The organism is Micromonospora sp. WMMD710 (assembly GCF_029626045.1).
Taxonomy (GTDB): domain Bacteria; phylum Actinomycetota; class Actinomycetes; order Mycobacteriales; family Micromonosporaceae; genus Micromonospora.
In genome coordinates this window covers 5,057,007-5,074,346 of the sequence record NZ_JARUBD010000001.1, presented here as the reverse complement: position 1 = coordinate 5,074,346, position 17,340 = coordinate 5,057,007, and the positions used below count along the sequence as shown (strand labels likewise).

16 protein-coding genes are annotated in these 17,340 nt (G+C 72.5%); 9 read left to right on the top strand and 7 right to left on the bottom strand.

Features of this window, described 5'->3' with window-relative positions:
- Positions 1 to 306: 306 nt before the first annotated feature.
- Positions 307 to 1,767 (top strand): menaquinone biosynthesis decarboxylase, encoded by a 1,461-nt coding sequence (locus O7620_RS23410; RefSeq protein ID WP_278125159.1) that lies wholly within the window; start codon positions 307 to 309, stop codon positions 1,765 to 1,767.
- Positions 1,767 to 2,741, top strand: coding sequence for a menaquinone biosynthesis prenyltransferase MqnP (gene mqnP, locus O7620_RS23405; protein ID WP_278125158.1), 975 nt, complete (start codon positions 1,767 to 1,769; stop codon positions 2,739 to 2,741). Before O7620_RS23410 ends, mqnP begins: the two co-directional genes overlap by 1 nt.
- On the opposite strand, the gene O7620_RS23400 is transcribed toward mqnP, so the two are convergent.
- On the bottom strand, positions 2,730 to 3,713 hold the full coding sequence (locus O7620_RS23400) for a terpene synthase (protein WP_151489294.1): 984 nt from the start codon (positions 3,711 to 3,713) through the stop codon (positions 2,730 to 2,732). The genes mqnP and O7620_RS23400 overlap by 12 nt on opposite strands.
- 149 nt (positions 3,714 to 3,862) lie before the next feature.
- Between O7620_RS23400 and O7620_RS23395 the strand changes: the two genes are divergently transcribed.
- Positions 3,863 to 4,492, top strand: a complete 630-nt coding sequence (locus tag O7620_RS23395; RefSeq protein WP_151489295.1) for a UbiX family flavin prenyltransferase — start codon at positions 3,863 to 3,865, stop codon at positions 4,490 to 4,492.
- A 100-nt stretch (positions 4,493 to 4,592) separates the two neighbouring features.
- On the opposite strand, the gene O7620_RS23390 is transcribed toward O7620_RS23395, so the two are convergent.
- Entirely contained in the window at positions 4,593 to 4,859 is a 267-nt protein-coding gene (locus O7620_RS23390) for a BldC family transcriptional regulator (RefSeq protein WP_278125155.1), read from the bottom strand.
- 269 nt (positions 4,860 to 5,128) lie between these two features.
- Between O7620_RS23390 and O7620_RS23385 the strand changes: the two genes are divergently transcribed.
- From O7620_RS23385 to O7620_RS23375, 3 genes are read left to right on the top strand one after another with little or no spacing between them, the layout of a single operon-like run.
- Positions 5,129 to 5,587 carry an Lrp/AsnC family transcriptional regulator gene (locus O7620_RS23385; protein ID WP_278125153.1) on the top strand — a complete coding sequence of 153 codons (459 nt, stop codon included), beginning with the start codon at positions 5,129 to 5,131 and terminating at the stop codon, positions 5,585 to 5,587.
- Between the two features lie 55 nt (positions 5,588 to 5,642).
- Positions 5,643 to 6,509, top strand: coding sequence for an SDR family oxidoreductase (locus O7620_RS23380; RefSeq protein WP_278125151.1), 867 nt, complete (start codon positions 5,643 to 5,645; stop codon positions 6,507 to 6,509).
- Positions 6,506 to 7,597, top strand: coding sequence for a PLP-dependent cysteine synthase family protein (locus tag O7620_RS23375; protein ID WP_278125149.1), 1,092 nt, complete (start codon positions 6,506 to 6,508; stop codon positions 7,595 to 7,597). The genes O7620_RS23380 and O7620_RS23375 overlap by 4 nt, the downstream gene beginning before the upstream one ends.
- 16 nt (positions 7,598 to 7,613) lie before the next feature.
- On the opposite strand, the gene O7620_RS23370 is transcribed toward O7620_RS23375, so the two are convergent.
- The 4 genes from O7620_RS23370 to O7620_RS23355 all read right to left on the bottom strand — a co-directional run bounded on the left by O7620_RS23370 (position 7,614) and on the right by O7620_RS23355 (position 13,566).
- Positions 7,614 to 8,234 carry a putative glycolipid-binding domain-containing protein gene (locus O7620_RS23370; protein ID WP_151489299.1) on the bottom strand — a complete coding sequence of 207 codons (621 nt, stop codon included), beginning with the start codon at positions 8,232 to 8,234 and terminating at the stop codon, positions 7,614 to 7,616.
- 109 nt (positions 8,235 to 8,343) lie between these two features.
- Positions 8,344 to 10,239 carry a DEAD/DEAH box helicase gene (locus O7620_RS23365; RefSeq protein ID WP_278127122.1) on the bottom strand — a complete coding sequence of 632 codons (1,896 nt, stop codon included), beginning with the start codon at positions 10,237 to 10,239 and terminating at the stop codon, positions 8,344 to 8,346.
- A gap of 264 nt (positions 10,240 to 10,503) precedes the next feature.
- Positions 10,504 to 11,919, bottom strand: coding sequence for a hypothetical protein (locus O7620_RS23360; protein WP_278125147.1), 1,416 nt, complete (start codon positions 11,917 to 11,919; stop codon positions 10,504 to 10,506).
- A 114-nt stretch (positions 11,920 to 12,033) separates the two neighbouring features.
- Positions 12,034 to 13,566, bottom strand: coding sequence for a C40 family peptidase (locus tag O7620_RS23355; RefSeq protein WP_278125146.1), 1,533 nt, complete (start codon positions 13,564 to 13,566; stop codon positions 12,034 to 12,036).
- Between the two features lie 238 nt (positions 13,567 to 13,804).
- On the opposite strand from O7620_RS23355, the gene mqnE reads away from it, so the two are divergent.
- The 3 genes from mqnE to O7620_RS23340 are packed head-to-tail and all read left to right on the top strand — an operon-like array spanning position 13,805 to position 15,777.
- Complete coding sequence (gene mqnE, locus O7620_RS23350; RefSeq protein WP_151492711.1) at positions 13,805 to 14,974, top strand: aminofutalosine synthase MqnE; 1,170 nt, start codon at positions 13,805 to 13,807, stop codon at positions 14,972 to 14,974.
- 23 nt (positions 14,975 to 14,997) lie between these two features.
- The gene (locus tag O7620_RS23345; RefSeq protein ID WP_151492710.1) at positions 14,998 to 15,435 is read left to right on the top strand and encodes a hypothetical protein; all 438 of its coding nucleotides are present in this window, start codon (positions 14,998 to 15,000) and stop codon (positions 15,433 to 15,435) included.
- Between the two features lie 60 nt (positions 15,436 to 15,495).
- Positions 15,496 to 15,777, top strand: a complete 282-nt coding sequence (locus O7620_RS23340) for a DUF4229 domain-containing protein (RefSeq protein WP_278125144.1) — start codon at positions 15,496 to 15,498, stop codon at positions 15,775 to 15,777.
- Between the two features lie 73 nt (positions 15,778 to 15,850).
- Here the strand turns inward: O7620_RS23340 and O7620_RS23335 are convergent, their stop codons facing one another.
- The gene (locus tag O7620_RS23335) at positions 15,851 to 17,188 is read right to left on the bottom strand and encodes a C39 family peptidase (RefSeq protein ID WP_278125143.1); all 1,338 of its coding nucleotides are present in this window, start codon (positions 17,186 to 17,188) and stop codon (positions 15,851 to 15,853) included.
- Positions 17,189 to 17,340: the final 152 nt, after the last annotated feature.

Genomic DNA, 17,340 nt, shown 5'->3' with positions numbered 1-17,340 from the left:
CCACTCTCCTTCGGCGTCCCGCCGTTCGGCCAGGCACGGTGAGATGTGTCCGCCGGGCTTGACCCGCCCCTGGTCGGTGATGTGGCGGCGCCCCGCGCCCAGTGGGCCGTTGATCCACTCGGGTTTCATGAAGTCGGAGTGTCCTGCGGCCTGGGATACCACGTTTGCGGCGAAACTGAGTGGATCTTGCGATGGTGGGCCGTCGATCGGCCCGCACCCACTGACCCGCCGCTGGCCTTCGGGCCATCGCGGGCGTCACACCACCCGGCTTGGGTCGGGCGGCACCCGGTGCGGGAGACTGGCGGCATGGCGGCTCGTGGCTTCCCGTACACCGATCTCAAGGACTTCCTCGCGGCGCTGGAGCGTGCGGGGGAGCTGCGGCGGGTCGACGTCCCGGTCGACCCCACCCTGGAGATCAGCGAGGTGGTCACCCGGACGGTGCGAGCCGGCGGGCCGGCGCTGCTCTTCGAGCACCCCACGCGGGGTGAGATGCCGGTGGCGATCAACCTGTTCGGCACCGAGAAGCGGATGGCGATGGCGCTCGGCGTGGAGTCGCTGGACGAGATCGGCGCCCGGATCGGCGCGCTGGTCAAGCCCGAGCTGCCGGTCGGCTGGTCCGGCATCCGGGAGGGCCTCGGCAAGGTCATGCAGCTCAAGTCGGTGCCGCCGCGCAAGGTCAAGACCGCGCCCTGCCAGGAGGTGGTCTACCGGGGCGACGACGTCGACCTGAACCGGCTGCCGGGGTTGCAGGTGTGGCCCGGCGACGGCGGGATCTTCCACAACTACGCGCTGACCCACACCAAGCACCCGGAGACCGGCAAGCGCAACCTGGGCCTGTACCGGCTCCAGCAGCACGGCCGCAACACCCTCGGCATGCACTGGCAGATCCACAAGGACTCGACGGCACACCACGCGGTCGCCGAGCGGCTCGGGCAGCGCCTGCCGGTCGCGGTCGCGATCGGCTGCGACCCGGTCGTCTCGTACGCGGCCAGCGCGCCACTGCCCGGCGACATCGACGAGTACCTGTTCGCCGGGTTCCTGCGCGGCGAACGGGTGGAGATGGTCGACTGCCTCACCGTGCCGTTGCAGGTGCCGGCGCACGCGCAGATCGTGCTGGAGGGCTACCTGGAGCCCGGCGAGCGGCTGCCCGAGGGGCCGTTCGGTGACCACACCGGCTTCTACACGCCGGTCGAGCCGTTCCCGGTGCTGCACATCGAGGCGATGACCATGCAGCGCAAGCCGGTCTACCACTCGATCGTCACCTCGAAGCCGCCGCAGGAGGACCACGGCCTCGGCAAGGCCACCGAGCGGATCTTCCAGCCGCTGCTCAAGCTGCTGGTCCCGGACATCGTCGACTACGACCTGCCGGCCGCCGGCGTCTTCCACAACTGCGCGATCGTGTCGATCCGCAAGCGCTACCCGAAGCACGCGCAGAAGGTGATGAACGCGATCTGGGGCGCGCACCTCATGTCGCTGACCAAGCTGATCGTGATCGTCGACGAGGACTGCGACGTGCACGACTACAACGAGGTCGCCTTCCGCGCCTTCGGCAACGTCGACTACGCCCGCGACCTGCTGCTCACCGAGGGGCCGGTGGACCACCTCGACCACTCGTCGTACCAGCAGTTCTGGGGCGGCAAGGTGGGCGTCGACGCGACCCGCAAACTGCCCACCGAGGGCTACACCCGCGGCTGGCCCGAGGAGATGACCATGAGTCCGGAAGTGGCTGCCCTCGTCGACAAGCGCTGGAAGGAGTACGGAATCTGATGGCCACCACCGACAACCCTCGCGATCTTGCACCTCCGGTTGCTGATTCGTCCCCTTCCTCCCCTTCTGGCGCGACCGAAACTGCACGATCGCAGGGGAGGGTGCGGGCCTTCCTGGACCTCGTCACCATCGAGCACTCCGTCTTCGCGTTGCCGTTCGCGTACCTGTCGGCGCTGACCGCCATGCGGGTCTCCGGCGGGCACGTACGGTGGCTCGACCTGCTGCTGATCACCGTGGCTATGGTCGGTGCGCGGACGTTCGCGATGGCCGCCAACCGGATCCTCGACCGGCGGATCGACGCGCGGAACCCGCGTACCGCCGGCCGGGAACTGGTCACCGGGGCGGTGAGCGTGCGGACGGCCTGGACCGGCGCGGCCGTCGCGCTTGTCGTGTTCCTCGTCGCCGCCGCCCTGCTCAACCCGCTCTGCCTGGTGCTGGCGCCGCTCGCCGTGGTGCCGCTGGTGGTCTACCCGTACGGCAAGCGGTTCACCAACTGGCCGCACGCCATCCTCGCGATCGCCCAGGCGGTCGGCCCGGTCGGCGCCTGGCTGGCCGTCACCGGCACCCTGGACGGCTCCTGGCCGGCCTGGCTGCTCGGCGCGGCGGTCGGCCTGTGGATCGGCGGCTTCGACCTGATCTACGCCTGCCAGGACTCCGAGATCGACCGGGAGATCGGCGTGCACAGCGTGCCCGCCCGCTACGGCCGGCGCTTCGCGCTGCACGCCTCCACCGTCGCGCACGTGGTGACGTTCGCGCTGTTCATCTGGTTCGGCGCGCTGGTCGGCTTCGGCTGGCTCTGGTGGATCGGGCTGGCGCTGACCGCCGTCGCGTTCGCCTACCAGCACCTGGTGGTCACGCCGACCGACCTGAGCAAGGTCAACCGGGCGTTCTTCACCGCCAACGGCTTCGTCGGCATCGTGCTGTTCGTGTTCGCCCTGCTGGACCTGGTGATCCGCCTCGACCTACGCCCCTGAGACCGGCTGCCCCGCGCTGGTCGGGTAGCGGGCGCTCTCCAACGTCCAGTCGATGGTGCCGCGGACCGCGTACGCCACCCCGTCGAGATGGTCGGTGACCGCCTCGTCCAACGCCGGGCCGAACGACGGCACCGCGTCCCGCAGCGCGACGAAGTGGTGCATCGACTCCCGCCAGCGTTCGGCCGCCCGGTCGACCGCCGCCGCCGTGGGCACACCCCACTCGCCCTGCATGGCGAGGACCAGGTTGTGCCCGCCGGCGGTGACCCGGTCCCGATCCAGTGAGGCCAGGTCGTTGTACCAGGAGAGCAGGTCGTTGCCGGTGCGGGCGATCTCGCGCAGCAGCGGATGGTGGTAGACCGGGTCGGGCAGTGGCCGTCCGGTCACGAACTCCACAAGCGGGTACGACACCTCCGCCGCCGAGGTCGCCCGACGCAGCTCGACGTACTCGGTAACCCCCGGGCGGCGGCCGACCTCCTTGTTGACCGCCTCCTGCCAGGTGCCGTCGAGATGCCGCGCCACCGCGTCGGCGAAGCGCAGCCGCCAGCGGGCCGGCATCCGGCGGCGTGGCTCCCGCCAGGCCAGCACCAGCAGCCGCCGCAGCGGACCGCTCAGACCGGCCTGCCGCAGCCGGGGACCGTCGTGCAGCAGCGCCAACGTGCCGTTGCGCAACGCCCGGATCTGCTCCGGCGCGAGCCGGCCCGGCCCGTCGCAGGCGTCGTCGACCAGGAAGAACCAGGTGAACAGTGCGGTGAGCGTCCGCAGGTCGGCCTCGGTCGCATCCGGGTAGAGCCGTCCGGCGTACCGGGCGAAGGCCCCCCGCGCCAGCCGGTGCAGCGCGGCGTCGTCCAGTGCCAGACCCAACCCGGGCAGCAGGTCGAGCAGCCACTCCTGGACCTGGTCGGCGTACGGCGACAGCCGGGCCGGAACAGGGCACTCGGCGCGCAACGTCCAGAGGACTTCGCCGGTCGTCACCGATGCCTCCTGTACGAACTGCTCCCGGTGCGAATCGCCACCGGCAGCATGTCAGGTCGACGGGACGCCCACACGCCCGCCGGACATGTCGGACCGGCCGGCCCGGGGGTGCCCACCAGCGCGCCGGCACGACCAGGCAGGCTGGAGGCATGCGGGAACCATGGGTGGTCGGTGTCTCCGGGGCCTCCGGCACGCCGTACGCGGCGGCCGTCATCGGCGGACTGCTCGACGCCGGCGAGTCGGTGGACCTCATCGTGTCCCGGGCGGCGCGGCTCACCGTGCTCGACGAGACGGGTCGGCCGTTCCGTGACGCCCACTGGGCCGAGGACCTCGCCGCCTGGCTCGGTCGGGACCTGACGGGCGCGGACGTGCGGCACTGGCCGGCCGGCGACCTGGCGGCCGGGCCGAGCAGCGGCTCCTACCGGGTACGCGGAATGGCCGTGGTGCCGGCGAGCACGGCCGCGTGCGCGGGCATCGCGATCGGGCTCTCCAAGGATCTGTTGCAGCGTGCCGCCGAGGTCAACCTCAAGGAACGCCGCCCGGTGGTCATGGTTCCCCGGGAGACCCCGGTGACCCGCAGCCACCTGGAGCACCTGATCGGCCTGCACGACGCGGGTGCGATCGTGCTGCCCGCCAGCCCCGGCTTCTACGGAGCCGGCGCGGCGGCCAGCGCCCAGCAGTTGGTCGACTTCGTCGCCGGCAAGGTGCTGGACGCGCTCGGCGTCCCGCACACCCTGTTCCGACGGTGGTCCGGCCAGCTCGGCGCGGCCCGCAGCTGAGCCGTCGGCTCAGCCCGCTCGGCCGGGCTGCCCGCCGGATCGGCCCAGCGGGACGCGGACCGGACTGGTGTCCGGTCCGCCTGACGTTGTCCGCACCAGTTCAGTACATGCCGGCGTTGGCCGGACCCGGCCCGGTGGAGGCGGCCGGTCCCACATTGCGTTGCTTTCCGACCTCGTCCACCTCGTCCAGCATGCCCTCCCCCTCAAGCAGGGCTCGCACCTCGGATTCCCGAAACCGGCGATGCCCGCCTGGAGTCCGGATGCTTCCTATCCGGCCGGCCGCCGCCCATCTCGTCACAGTCTTCGGGTCCACCCGAAACAGCGCGGCGACCTCACCCGGTGTCAGCAGGCGATCTCCAGTGTCCACAGCCCCCTCCTCGCGTCGACGAAGCCCCTGGCTGAACACACTGCCCCCGGCTGGTGCGAGCCCAGAGCCGTCATGAGGGACGTATGGCAATTACAGCACCAGGGACCTGGCCTGTCCGCCAAACGCGAAAAACGCACTGAGTGGGAAGTTAGTAAATGGTACTGGCGCAACCCCTACCTGGACCGTCAGTTTGTGAACAGTTACTCACTGCTGTGTGCAACGGATACCGAAGGGATCGCGTTACGCCCAACCGGTTAAGGTCACTCTCCGTGGACGCCATCGACCTGAGCCTCGTCGACCTGCTGCGCGGCAACGCCCGCCTCTCGTACGCCGAACTGGCCCGGCAGGTTGGTCTCTCCGCCCCCGCGGTCCACGAGCGGGTCGGCAAGCTGGAGAGCAGCGGCGTGGTCCGTGGCTACCGCGCGGAGGTGGAGCCGGAGGCGATCGGGCTGGGCGTCACCGCGTTGATCGGCATCGTCGAGGACTCCGGGGCGGACTCCGACGACATGCTCGAATCGCTGCGGGTGCTGCCCGAGATCGAATCCTGCTACTTCATGGCCGGCGTGGAGTCGTTCCTGCTCAAGGCCCGGGTCGGCACGATCGTCGAGCTGGAGCAGCTGATCGTGCGGCTCAACCGGACACCCGGGGTGGCCTCCACCCGCACCGCCATCGCGCTCAGCACCAAGTGGGAGAACCGCCCCCAGTCGGTCGGCCCGCCGGCTTCCTGACCGCCGCGCCGCGTACCCCTGGTGCCGCCCGTCGACCCGGCGGTAGCGTGCGCCGATGACCCCGCCGCGACGTGGCACGGCCGTGGTGACCGGCGCCGCCGGCGGCCTGGGCCGCGCCATCGCCACCGCGCTGCACACCGACGGCTGGTCGGTGCTGCTCACCGACCTCGACCCGGTGGCGGTGGCCGCCGCCGCGGCGCCGTTGGGCGGTTGGTCCGCCGCGCTGGACGTGCGGGACGAGGTCGCCTGCGCCGAGGTCGCGGCGACGGCGGCGAGCCGGGGTGGCCTCGACCTGTGGGTCAACAACGCCGGCATCCTGGTCACCGGCCCCGCCTGGGACCACGACGGGCGGACCCGCCGCAGGGTGCTCGACGTCAACACGTTCGGCGCGATGAACGGCACCCTGGCCGCGCTCGCGCTGATGCGCGAGCAGGGCCACGGCCACGTGCTCAACGTCGTGTCACTGGCCGGGCTGATCGCCGCGCCCGGTGAGACGGTGTACGCGGCCAGCAAGCACGCCCTGCTGGCGTTCAGCCTCGGCACCCTGTCCGACCTGCGGATGGCCGGGTACCGGCGGGTGCACGTCTCCTGCCTCTGCCCGGACGGCATCTGGACCCCGATGCTGCACGACCGGCTGGACGACCCGGGGGGCGCTGGCGTCGTTCACCGGCTCGATGCTCACCCCGCAGCGCGTCGCCGCCCGCGCGGTCCGGCTGGCCCGCCGGCCCCGCCCGGTGGTCAGCCTGCCCCGCTGGCGGGGGGCGCAGGTCCGGCTGCTGGACGCGCTGCCCCGACTCGCCGTCGCACTCACCCCGCTCGTCCGGGCCGCCGGCCGGGCCGGGCAACGCCGCCAACTGCGCCGGAGCACCCCACCGGACCGCAGCTGACCACCCCCGACCTGCTTGCTAGGTTTCCGGCGTGACTCATCTCGACCGGTGCGACGAGGCCAGCCGGACCTGGGTGACCGACGCGATCGCCGCCGTCGAGGCGGACGCGAACCGGTCGGCCGACACCCACCTGCTGCCGTTCCCGCTGCCCCGGGCATGGGGGATCGACCTCTACCTCAAGGACGAGTCGTCCCACCCGACCGGCTCGCTGAAGCACCGGCTGGCCCGTTCACTGTTCCTCTACGGGCTCTGCAACGGCTGGATCGGGCCGAGGACCACGATCGTCGAGGCGTCGTCGGGTTCCACCGCCGTCTCCGAGGCGTACTTCGCCCGGATGCTCGGTCTGCCGTTCATCGCCGTCATGCCCGCCTCCACCTCCCCGGAGAAGATCTCGCAGATCGAGTTCCAGGGCGGCCGGTGCCACCTCGTCGACGACCCGGCGACCGTTGTCGTCGAGGCCCGCTGGCTGGCCGAGGACTCCGGCGGGCACTTCATGGACCAGTTCACCTACGCCGAACGGGCCACCGACTGGCGGGGCAACAACAACATCGCCGAGTCGATCTACGCGCAGTTGGAGCTGGAACGGCACCCCATCCCGGCCTGGATCGTGGTCGGCGCCGGCACCGGCGGCACCAGCGCGACCATCGGCCGGTACGCCCGCTACCGCCGGCTGCCCACCAAACTCTGCGTGGTGGACCCGGAGAACTCGGCGTTCTACCCGGCGTGGCTCGCCGCCGACTGGTCGATCCGCACCGGCAAGGGCTCCCGGATCGAGGGCATCGGCCGTCCCACCGTGGAGGCGTCGTTCCTGCCCTCGGTGGTGGACCGGATGGTCCAGGTGCCGGACGCGGCGTCGCTCGCCGCCATGCGGGCCGGCTCGGCGGTGCTCGGCCGTCGGGTCGGCGGCTCCACCGGCACCAACCTGTGGGGCGCGTTCGGCCTGATCGCCGGGATGCTCGCCGAGGGCCGGACCGGCTCGGTGGTCACCCTGATCTGTGACCCCGGCGACCGGTACGCCGACACCTACTACGCCGACGACTGGCTGGCCGCACAGGGCCTCGACCTGGCACCCCACCTGGCCACCGTCGAGCGGTTCCTGGCCAGCGGCGAGTGGCCCACCTGAACCCCCGCGGGCGCCCTCAGCGCGGGTCGATCCGCTCGGCCAGCCCCGGGTAGCGCACCACGTACCCGTCGGCGTCCACGTCGATGTCGGCGGTGAAGGTGCCGCTGGCGAACCGCACCCGGCCCGGCCCGAGCCCGGTGTAGATCTGCTCGGCCGCCACCACCTCCAGGCCGGGCAGCAGCACCCACGCGACGGTGATCCGGCGGGGCATGTCGGCGGCCTGGGCGGCCATCCCGAGCCGGTGGAACGGCAGGGCGTTGAACAGCGGCGACCCGCTCAGGTCCACGTCGAGGGCGTCGGCCAGCCGGTCCGGGTCGTCGGTGCCCGGCAGGCCGGCCCGAGGGTGGCCGGCCGCGATGAGAGCCGCGTCCAGATCGCCCTGCTCGGCGGTGGTCACCCGCCACCGGCCCGTGGCCCGTTCCAGCGTCACCCGGCGCAGCCAGCCCGACCCCTCGGCCTCGACCTCCACCCGCGTGGTGCTCCAGTCCGGTGCGGTGGTCAGCTGGTAGCGGGCCGTCCACGGGATCGGGTCGACGGCGAGCAGCGTGCCCCGGGCCGCCAACCCGTTGCCGTCGTCGAGCAGAGCCTGCTCGCTGCCCGCGGTGTCCGTCCGGGACCAGAAGAGTGACTTCGGCATGGTCGGCATGAGGCGGACGTTACGCGACCGGGTCGACCTCGGCAGGGCCATGCGCGAACGCCGCCGCGGAGCGTGGGCTCCGCGACGGCGTTCGGGGTCGATCAGAGGATCAGTGGGTACGCGCCGGCGGACGCCCGCCGAAACCACGCCGGTCGTCGCGCGGCCGGTCGTCGCGCGGCCGGTCGTCCCGGCCACGGCCCTCGGAGCGGAAGCCACCCCGGGTGTCCCGGTCGCCGAAGCGCCGCTCACCCGCCGGCCGGTCGGTGAACCGTCGTTCGTCGGCGGGCCGGTCGCCCTGCCGCCGCTCACCCTGCGGCCGGTCGCCGAAGCGCCGCTCGCCGGTCGGCCGGTCGCCGTAACGCCGCTCGCCCTGCGGACGGTCACCGTAGGTCCGGTCCCCGGTCGGGCGGTCGCCGTAGCGGCGCTCGCCGGTCGGTCGGCCGTCCCGGTCGCCGAACTGCGGCCGGTCGCCGTAGCGGCGTTCGCCCTGCGGTCGGTCGCCGAAGCGCCGCTCGCCGCTGGGCCGGTCACCATACTGCCGGTCCCCGGTCGGGCGGTCGCCGAAGCGCCGCTCGCCCTGCGGACGGTCACCGAAGCGCCGCTCACCGGTCGGGCGGTCGCCGTAGCGGCGCTCGCCGGTCGGTCGGCCGTCCCGGTCACCGAACTGCGGCCGGTCGCCGAAGCGGCGCTCGCCCTGCGGCCGGTCCCGGTCACCGAAGCGGCGCGGGCCGCCGGACCGGTCGTCGAAACGACGCGAGCCGCCGGAGCGGTCGCCGTACCCGCGCGGCTCCGCCTCGACCCGAACCGGAACGCCGCTCGGCTCGCGGGCGCCGATCAGCTCGGCCAACGCGGGGTCGCCGAGCCGTACCCGGGTCTCGGCGGGCGCGACGCCCGCCTTCTCCATCATCGCCAGGGTGGTCCGCCGCTGCTTGGGCAGCACCAGCGTGGCCACCGCGCCCGACTCGCCCGCCCGGGCGGTGCGCCCGGCGCGGTGCAGGTAGTCCTTGGGGTCCTTCGGCGGGTCGACGTGCAGCACCAGGGTGACGCCGTCGACGTGGATGCCCCGGGCGGCGACGTCCGTGGCGACCAGGACGTTCATCCGGCCCTCACGGAACTCGGCCAGGGTCTTGGTACGCATCCGCTGGGTCTTGCCGCCGTGCAGGCCACCGGCCCGTACGCCGACCGCCGCGAGCTGCTCGACCAGCCGGTCCACACCCAGCTGGGTGCGGGCGAAGACCATGGTCCGGCCGTCCCGGGCGGCGATCGAGGCGGCCACCGGGAACTTCTCGTGCGGCGGGATCAACAGCATGTGGTGATCCATGGTGGACACCGAGGCGGTGGACGGCGCGGTGGAGTGGGTCACCGGGTCGTTCATGAACCGCTTGACCAGCGCGTCGACGTCACCGTCCAGGGTGGCCGAGAAGAGCAGCCGCTGACCGTTCGCGGGCGTCTTCGCCAGCAGCTCGGTCACTTCGGGCAGGAAGCCCATGTCGGCCATCTGGTCGGCCTCGTCGAGCACCGTCACCTCGACGTCGTCGAGCTGGCAGATGCCCCGCTCGATGAGGTCGCCGAGCCGGCCCGGCGTCGCCACGATGATCTCCACGCCGCGGCGCAGCGCGTCGATCTGACGGTCGTACGGAACACCGCCGACGGCGGTCTTCAGGAACACGTTGAGCGACTTGCCCAGCGGCAGCAGCGCGTCGTTGACCTGCATGGCCAACTCGCGGGTCGGGACCAGGACCAGGGCGCGCGGCCGCATCGGTCGGGCCGGCTTACCGGCGGCGACCCGGGCCAGCAGCGGCAGGCCGAAGGCGAGGGTCTTACCCGACCCGGTCTGCCCGCGGCCCAGCACGTCGCGGCCGGCGAGCGCGTCGGGCACGGTGGCCCGCTGGATCTCGAAGGGGGTGGTGATGCCCTGCCGCGCCAACGCGCGCACCAGGGGCTCGGGCAGACCGAGCGCGGCGAAGTCGATCTCCGCCGGCGCGGCGTCGGCCTGCGCCGGAATGGCGTCGGAGGTCTCGACAGTGGTGTCGTAAACGGACGGAACGATGCTGGAGTCAGCAGAGGTGGTCAACAAATGCCTTTCGAGCGGGGCGCATCTTCGCGATGGCCTGCCGCGGCTGTTGTCGCCGGATCGCCCGCAAGATCGCCCATGGGCGCGCACCACGCGCGCCGGGTCAGTGATCTCGACAAGTGTACGGCGGTTCGGCGAAGTCGCCAGCCGCTTGCCCGGCGGTAGTGGGCGGACTCACCATCGTCCCCTCGCGGCTCAGCTGTTGAGCACGTCGCCCATCAGGCCGTCCAGGGCGTTGTTGGCCAGCAGGACGACCAGGACGCCGACCGCGACCAACAGCCCCAGCGCGGCGGCGAGGACGAGCAGAACCCGGGTGGTGCGGGGCCGGTCGGCCGGCGTGTCCGCCCAGCCCTGGGCCAGGATGTGCCCGGTCAGGGAGCCCGAAGTCTCCACCGCGTTGGCGGGCAGGGCGATCGTGGCGAAGCCCGGCCCCTCCCCGCTGCCGTAGACGGTGCCGGCCAGGTCGGGGCCGGTAGCCGGCCGCCCGCCGGTGACACCGGCCGTGGACCGTCCCGCCGGGCTGGCGGTGGTGGGCGTGGTCGGTCGGGCGTCGTTGGCCGTGGACGGGGCAGCGCCGGTGGTGGACGGCGGCCACACGGGCAGTGCGGGTGCGGGCACCACCGGCGGAGCGGAGACGGGCGCCCCCGCCCAGCCGCCGCCGGAGGTCGGCAGCCCCGGCACAGCGCCGGGCGCCCGGTCCGCCGGCGGGGCGGAGACCGACGCGGTCGCCCGTACCCCGGGCAGGTGGGGCATCGCCGGCGGAGGGGGGAACGGAGGCGCGGGCATCGGGCCGGGCGGCGCCGGTGGGCCGGGCACCGGCGGGCCGGGCGGCGGAGCCGGCGGCCCGGGGACCGGCGGCGACGGCGGACTCGGCATGGGTGGCACCGGCGCGGGCGGCGGCACGGGCGGGCCCGGAACGGGCGGGACCGGGCTGGGCGGTGGCGTGGGGCGAGGCCCCGGCGTCGGTACCGGCCCGGGCGGGTACGGCCCCGGGCTGGGCGCGGGCACGGGCTCGGGTGGCGACGGCTCGGTCGGCCCCGGGCCGGGCGGCGTGGGGGCCGGCTCCGGTTCCGGGGTCGGCGGCGTGGGCGGCTGGGCCGGCTCCGGGGGCTGTGCCGGCTCGGGCGGCTCGGGGTTCACCGGGCCGGACCGGTAGACGGCGGGCGTGCTCGCCCGGGAGGCCGGGGTGACTATGGCACCGGCCGTGACCCGACTGCTGCCCGGCACGGTGGCGCTGGCCCGGGCGGACGAGCCCTCCCGCTGACCCGGTAGCGGTACGCCGGCCGGGCTGGCGGACCCGGTCGCCCGGTAGGTCGTGGCGGTGGCCGGCGAGGTGGCCGGAAGATCGCCGGGCAGGGCGCCGGCGGTGGCGACGGTGGCCCGTGCCCGCACCGGTGCCGGCGATTCGGGGCGGGTGTCCGCGGGAGTCGACTGCCCGGCGTCGGCGGCCGGAGCCTCGTCCGCGCTCTCGTCGACGCTGGACGCCGATTCGTCGACGCTGGACGCCGATTCGTCGACGCTGGACGCCGATTCGTCGACGCCTGTCTCCGGCGGGTCAGCCCGATCGACGACGGGGTCGACAGTCTCCGCCGGATCCTTCTGCTCGGCCATCTCCGCCCTCCGTGCCACGATCGCACCCGGACCCGTGACGTCGGACCGGATGTGCCTGGATGTCACGGTGCCACAGATCGTCGCGAGCGGACAGCCGGAGTGGGTTGTGGCGCCTCAGCTCCCGGTGCTCGGGCTGCCCGACGGGCTGTCACTGGCCGAACCGCTGCGGCTGGCCTCCGGTGTGCCGGGCGGGGTCGTGGTGGCCGGTGCGGTGGTCGGCGCCGACGGCGGGGTCGTCGGTGTCTCGCTGGCGGTCGACGAGGGGGTCGGATCGGCCGACTTGGTCGGTGTGGGCGTCGCGCTGGCGGTGGGCGTGGGGGTCGGCGTGGCCGATCCGGTCGGCGTCGGCGTCGGCTTGGTGGTCGGCGTCGTGCTCGGCGTCGGCTTCGGCGTGGACGTCGGCGGCTTCGGACCGGTCGTGGGCGGGGCGGGCGGTGCCGGCACCGCGCCGATCACCCGGGTGGCGGCGTAGAGCCGGGACCAGCTGACCACCGAGATCTTCACGACGTCGCCGGTGGTGGGCGCCTGCACCATCTTGCCGTTGCCGATGTACATGCCGACGTGGTGGATCGTCTCCCAGGAGCTGCCGGACGCGAAGAAGAGCAGGTCGCCCGCGAGCAGGCCGCTCTGCGGCACGGTCCGTTCGCGGGTGGCCCTGTACTGGTCGCGCGCGACCCGGGGCAGGTCGAAGTAGTCGGCCCCGGGGGACCGGTACGCCGCCCACATCAGGCCGGAGCAGTCGAACTGGTCCGGACCCTCTTCCGACCACTTGTACGGGTCGCCGAGCTGGGCGAGCGCGTACCGGACGGCGGCCAGCGCCCGGGGGTGTGCCGCCATGCCGCTGCTGCTCTGGCCGGCGACGTAGCCCGCGCCGAGCTGCTGCTCGGTGGCCTCCTGCTGGCGCTCGATCGCGATCAGCTGCGCGGCGTTGTCCCGGCGCAGCTTGAGCAGGCTGGCCTCGGCGGTGCGCAATGCCGTCTCGCCGGCGGTGAACTCGGCCTGGGCGGCGTCGACCTGGGCCTTGGCCGCCGAGTGCGCCTGGTAGGCGGTCTGCTCGGCGGCGCGGGCGCGGGACAGCTCCCCGGCCACGCCGGTGGTGCCACCCTCCACCTTCTCGCCACGGGTGATCTGCTGGAGCCGGCTCAGTCCCCGGATGTCGCGTGCGAGGTCACCGGGCGGCAGTGCGGCGGCGGCCTTCACCGCGTCCGCGGCGGCCGCGTCCGCCGCCTGCTGGGCCCGCAGGAGGGCGTCCTGCGCGCTCTCCAGCGCCTTACCGGCGGCGTCGAGCTGGGCCTGCGCGCCGGTGCGTTTCTGCTGACTCAGCAGCAACGCCTCGCCGAGCGCGCCGACCTGGATCTCGCCGGCGGAGATCTGGGCGGCCAGCGGGCCGGTGCCGATGTTGGCGAGCGGCGGGGCCGGGACCCCGGCGACCGGTACGCCGCCGGGCAGTTGGAATGAGCCGGTCACCGCCGGGCGCGCGCCGGAGTCCGGCACGGTGGTCGGCACGCCGGGCTCGGCGTACGCGGGGGTGGCCAGCACGGCCGCGGCGATCGCGCCGAGCAGGGCGGCCCAGAGCTTCGGACGTAGCACCGGCGAGATCACCGGGCTCCGTCGTCGCTGCCGTCGCCCGCGCCCGCTGTAGATCATTCCGCTCCCCGTCCACCTGCTCGTCGCCGCGCTCGGTGGGCGCGGCCGTCGGGACGGTACCAGTGTGTGTGTTCCGCCCCACCTTGTTACTACCGCACCTCGCCACTCATGTCGATGCGTGGCCGGGTTACGGGAGGCTGAGAGTCTGGTGAAGTGGGTCGCTGCTGCCGACCGTGCCGCAGGCCCGTCCGGCGTCCCGACGTACGCTCGATCCGACCGCAGGTGGAAGGGACGTGCCATGGACGCCGGACTCAAGCGTGAGCTCGAAGCGAAGGTGTACGCCGGTGAGCGGCTGACCCGGGAGGACGGGGTCGCCCTCTACGAGAGCGACGACCTGACCTGGTTGGGGCGCCTGGCGCACCACAAGCGCACCGAGCTGAACGGCGACCGGGTGATGTTCAACGTCAACCGGCACCTCAACCTGACCAACGTCTGCTCGGCGTCCTGTGCGTACTGCTCGTTCCAGCGCAAGCCGGGCGAGAAGGACGCGTACACGATGCGCATCGACGAGGCGGTCCGCAAGGCGAAGGAGATGGAGGGTGAGCAGCTCACCGAGCTGCACATCGTCAACGGCCTGCACCCGACGCTGCCCTGGCGGTATTACCCGAAGGTGCTGCGCGAGCTGAAGGCGGCACTGCCAAACGTCAAGCTCAAGTGCTTCACGGCGACCGAGGTGCAGTGGTTCGAGAAGATCAGTGGGCTGAGCGCCGACGAGATCCTCGACGAGCTGATGGACGCCGGCCTGGAGTCGCTGACCGGCGGTGGCGCGGAGATCTTCGACTGGGAGGTCCGGCAGCACATCGTCGACCACGCCTGCCACTGGGAGGACTGGTCGCGGATCCACGCCCTCGCGCACCGCAAGGGCATGAAGACCCCGGCGACCATGCTGTACGGCCACATCGAGGAGCCCCGGCACCGCGTCGACCATGTGCTGCGGTTGCGTGAGCTGCAGGACGAGACCGGTGGTTTCGCGGTCTTCATCCCGCTGCGCTACCAGCACGACTTCGTGGACTCGGCGGACGGCAAGATCCGCAACCGGATCCAGGCGCGTACCACGATGGCCTCGCCGGCCGAGTCGCTGAAGACCTTCGCGGTCTCCCGGCTGCTGTTCGACAACGTGCCGCACGTGAAGAACTTCTGGGTGATGCACGGGCTGTCGGTGGCCCAGCTCTCGCTGAACTTCGGCGTGGACGACCTGGACGGCTCCGTCGTCGAATACAAGATCACCCACGACGCCGACTCGTACGGCACCCCGAACACCATGCACCGCGACGACCTGCTGCACCTGATCTGGGACGCCGGCTTCCAGCCCGTCGAGCGGGACACCCGCTACAACGTGGTCCGGGAGTACGACAAGGCCCCGTCGCTGGCGCAGCGCCGCGCCGAGCCGCAGCAGGTCTGGGCCTGAGCCACCACGTACCCTCGCAGTCGATGACCGAGCAGAGCGGATCCGAGCAGCAGGGCGGCTTTCCCCGGCGGGACGCCGAGGGGCGCGTCCGTACCCTGGGTGACCTGCTCGGGGTGTGCCTGGCCGGCGTCGTCATCGGCGTGCTGGCGCTGGTGTTGTTCGACTGGGCGTTCGCGTCGATCGGCGCCGGCGACTTCGGGCACACCAACGGTTGGCTCGCGGTGATCCTTCCGGCCTGGCTGTTCTGGGACGACTTCCGGGCCTGGGAGTTCGGCGCGGCCCGGGTGGTGGCGGCGCTGGTCGCCGCGGCTGTCGGGGTGTTCGTCGGGCTGGTGGTCGCCGGGCTGGGCGCCGGGTTGCCGCCGCTGCTGTCCGGGTCGTTGGCGGCTGCGGCGTTCACCGTGGCGTACGCGACGGTCTGGTTTCCGGGCGTCCGCTGGCTGGCCCGTCGGACCGGCTGATCGCGGCCGGGTCGACCCTTCCGCCGTACGGCGGCTGACGCAGAGAACGGAGTGGTGCGGGTGAGCGCGGCGGTCAAGTACACGCTGGGTCGGATCGGGCTGTTCGTCGCCGTGCTGGCGGCCCTCTGGCTGATCGACATGAACGTGTTCCTGAAGCTGATGCTGGCGCTGGTGTTCTCCGCCGCGCTCTCCTTTTTTCTGCTGCGCGGTTGGCGGGACGAGATGGCCGGGGAGATGGCCGACGCGGCCAACCGCCGCCGCACCGAGAAGGAACGCCTCCGCTCGGCCCTGGCCGGCGAAGACCAGGACCCCACCACGGAAGGCCCCGACCCGCAGCGGTGATCAAGAGGTTTGCGTCACCAGGAGGGCTTCCGGTGACGCAAACCTCTTGATCAACAGCGTTCAGGCGCCGGGCTCACCAGTTGGTGGAGCCTTGGACCTTGGGCCAGGGCTTGGACGTCGGCTTGATCAGGTACGCGATGCCGCCGGAGCCGCCGGAGGTGCCGCCGCTGGCGTTGGTGCGCTTGGTCCGCAGCCAGATCTGCTCGAACTGCGCACGCTTGTAGACGTTGCGGACCACGTCGTTGCTGGACGAGGCGGGGTCGTTGACGATCACGTCACCGTCGGCGGTGAAGCCGACCACCACGAACAGGTGCCCGGACGTGCCGTAGTTCGCCCCGTCCAGTTCGCTGGCCAGGAAGGACTGGCTGGTCACCACGGGGATCCCGGCGGCGATGAACCGCTCCAACTCGTCCAGCGAGTGCAGCCGGGTCACCCGTCCCTCCAGGCCGGGGAAGCTGGCCGCGTACGCGGTGTTGAACGGCCAGTTGCCGGCGCCGTCGTACGCGTAGTCGTAGGTCATCCGGGCGGCGTGGTTGACCGTCGGGTCGGGGTAGGTCGGGTCCACCCAGGAGGTGTCGGCCTCCGACGGCTTGCGCCCCCAGTACTCGACGACCATCTCCGTGGAGGTGGGTGAGCACCAGGCCTCGCCGCCGCCGTCGTACTCGGGGTAGTGCCCGGCGTGCACGTTCTGCGAGTAGCGCGGCACCGGGAGTTCGACGCCCCAGGCGATGTGCCCGGCGCTGGGCGGCACGGTGAAGCGGTCCGGCACGGTGGAACTCATCGCGCCGAGCATCCGGACCACCGGCGCGGCGGCCTGCCCGGGTGCCCGGTAGAGGGTCAGCTTCAGCTGGTACGACCGCAGCAGCACCCCGGCGTCGGCGTCGTCGATGCTGAAGGTGTCGGTCCAGATCGTCGACCAGGGGTCGCCCTGCTTGTTGACGCTGGTCCGCTTGATGTCGGTGTCGCCGGAGGCCCAGCGACCCAGGACGTACCACGGGGTCTGGTCGCCACTGGTGTAGCTGCCCTGCATCTCCACCTGGATCCAGGTGCCGGCGGGGGTTTCCGCGTTCCACGAGGCGATCAACTCGGTGGCGTCGAACCCGATCCGGGTCACCGGCGACGTCCAGGTGCCGTACTCCCAGGTGCGGGTGGTGCCGGTGTGCGGGTCGGCGTACTCGATGGTGCCGGCCGGACGGGCCAGGGTGACGCCCGCTCGGGCACCGGGCACGACGCGGGTGCCGTCCCGGCTTCCCCGGTGCCAGTCGGCGGGGCCGGACCAGTCCTGGAAGGTGATCTGCTCGTCGTGGACGGTGGCGGGCGGGCGGCCCGCGGTGGCGGGCGCGGCGGTGGCGAGCAGGGTGAACGCGGTGACGCCGGCGAGGGCGGCCGCGTGCAGGCGGGATCTGGCCATGGGTGCTCCGCGGTGTCGAGAGGGACATCGTCGCTGGTCAGTGTTCCGCCTGGAAGGAAGTTTCGCCAGATGTTCGCGGGTGGAAAATCATTGCCGCCACGATGATCCACCTGGGATGCATTGGGCAATCAAGCATATTGATATGACCATGT

Coding starts and splice junctions, on each gene's coding strand:
- O7620_RS23370 (WP_151489299.1), bottom strand. CDS start 8,234: ATGCCGAAGTCACTCTTCTGGTCCCGGACGGACACCGCGGGCAGCGAG.
- O7620_RS23360 (WP_278125147.1), bottom strand. CDS start 11,919: ATGGCCGAGCAGAAGGATCCGGCGGAGACTGTCGACCCCGTCGTCGAT.
- O7620_RS23335 (WP_278125143.1), bottom strand. CDS start 17,188: ATGGCCAGATCCCGCCTGCACGCGGCCGCCCTCGCCGGCGTCACCGCG.
- O7620_RS23410 (WP_278125159.1), top strand. CDS start 307: ATGGCGGCTCGTGGCTTCCCGTACACCGATCTCAAGGACTTCCTCGCG.
- O7620_RS23395 (WP_151489295.1), top strand. CDS start 3,863: ATGCGGGAACCATGGGTGGTCGGTGTCTCCGGGGCCTCCGGCACGCCG.
- mqnP (WP_278125158.1), top strand. CDS start 1,767: ATGGCCACCACCGACAACCCTCGCGATCTTGCACCTCCGGTTGCTGAT.
- mqnE (WP_151492711.1), top strand. CDS start 13,805: ATGGACGCCGGACTCAAGCGTGAGCTCGAAGCGAAGGTGTACGCCGGT.
- O7620_RS23380 (WP_278125151.1), top strand. CDS start 5,643: ATGACCCCGCCGCGACGTGGCACGGCCGTGGTGACCGGCGCCGCCGGC.
- O7620_RS23355 (WP_278125146.1), bottom strand. CDS start 13,566: ATGATCTACAGCGGGCGCGGGCGACGGCAGCGACGACGGAGCCCGGTG.
- O7620_RS23345 (WP_151492710.1), top strand. CDS start 14,998: ATGACCGAGCAGAGCGGATCCGAGCAGCAGGGCGGCTTTCCCCGGCGG.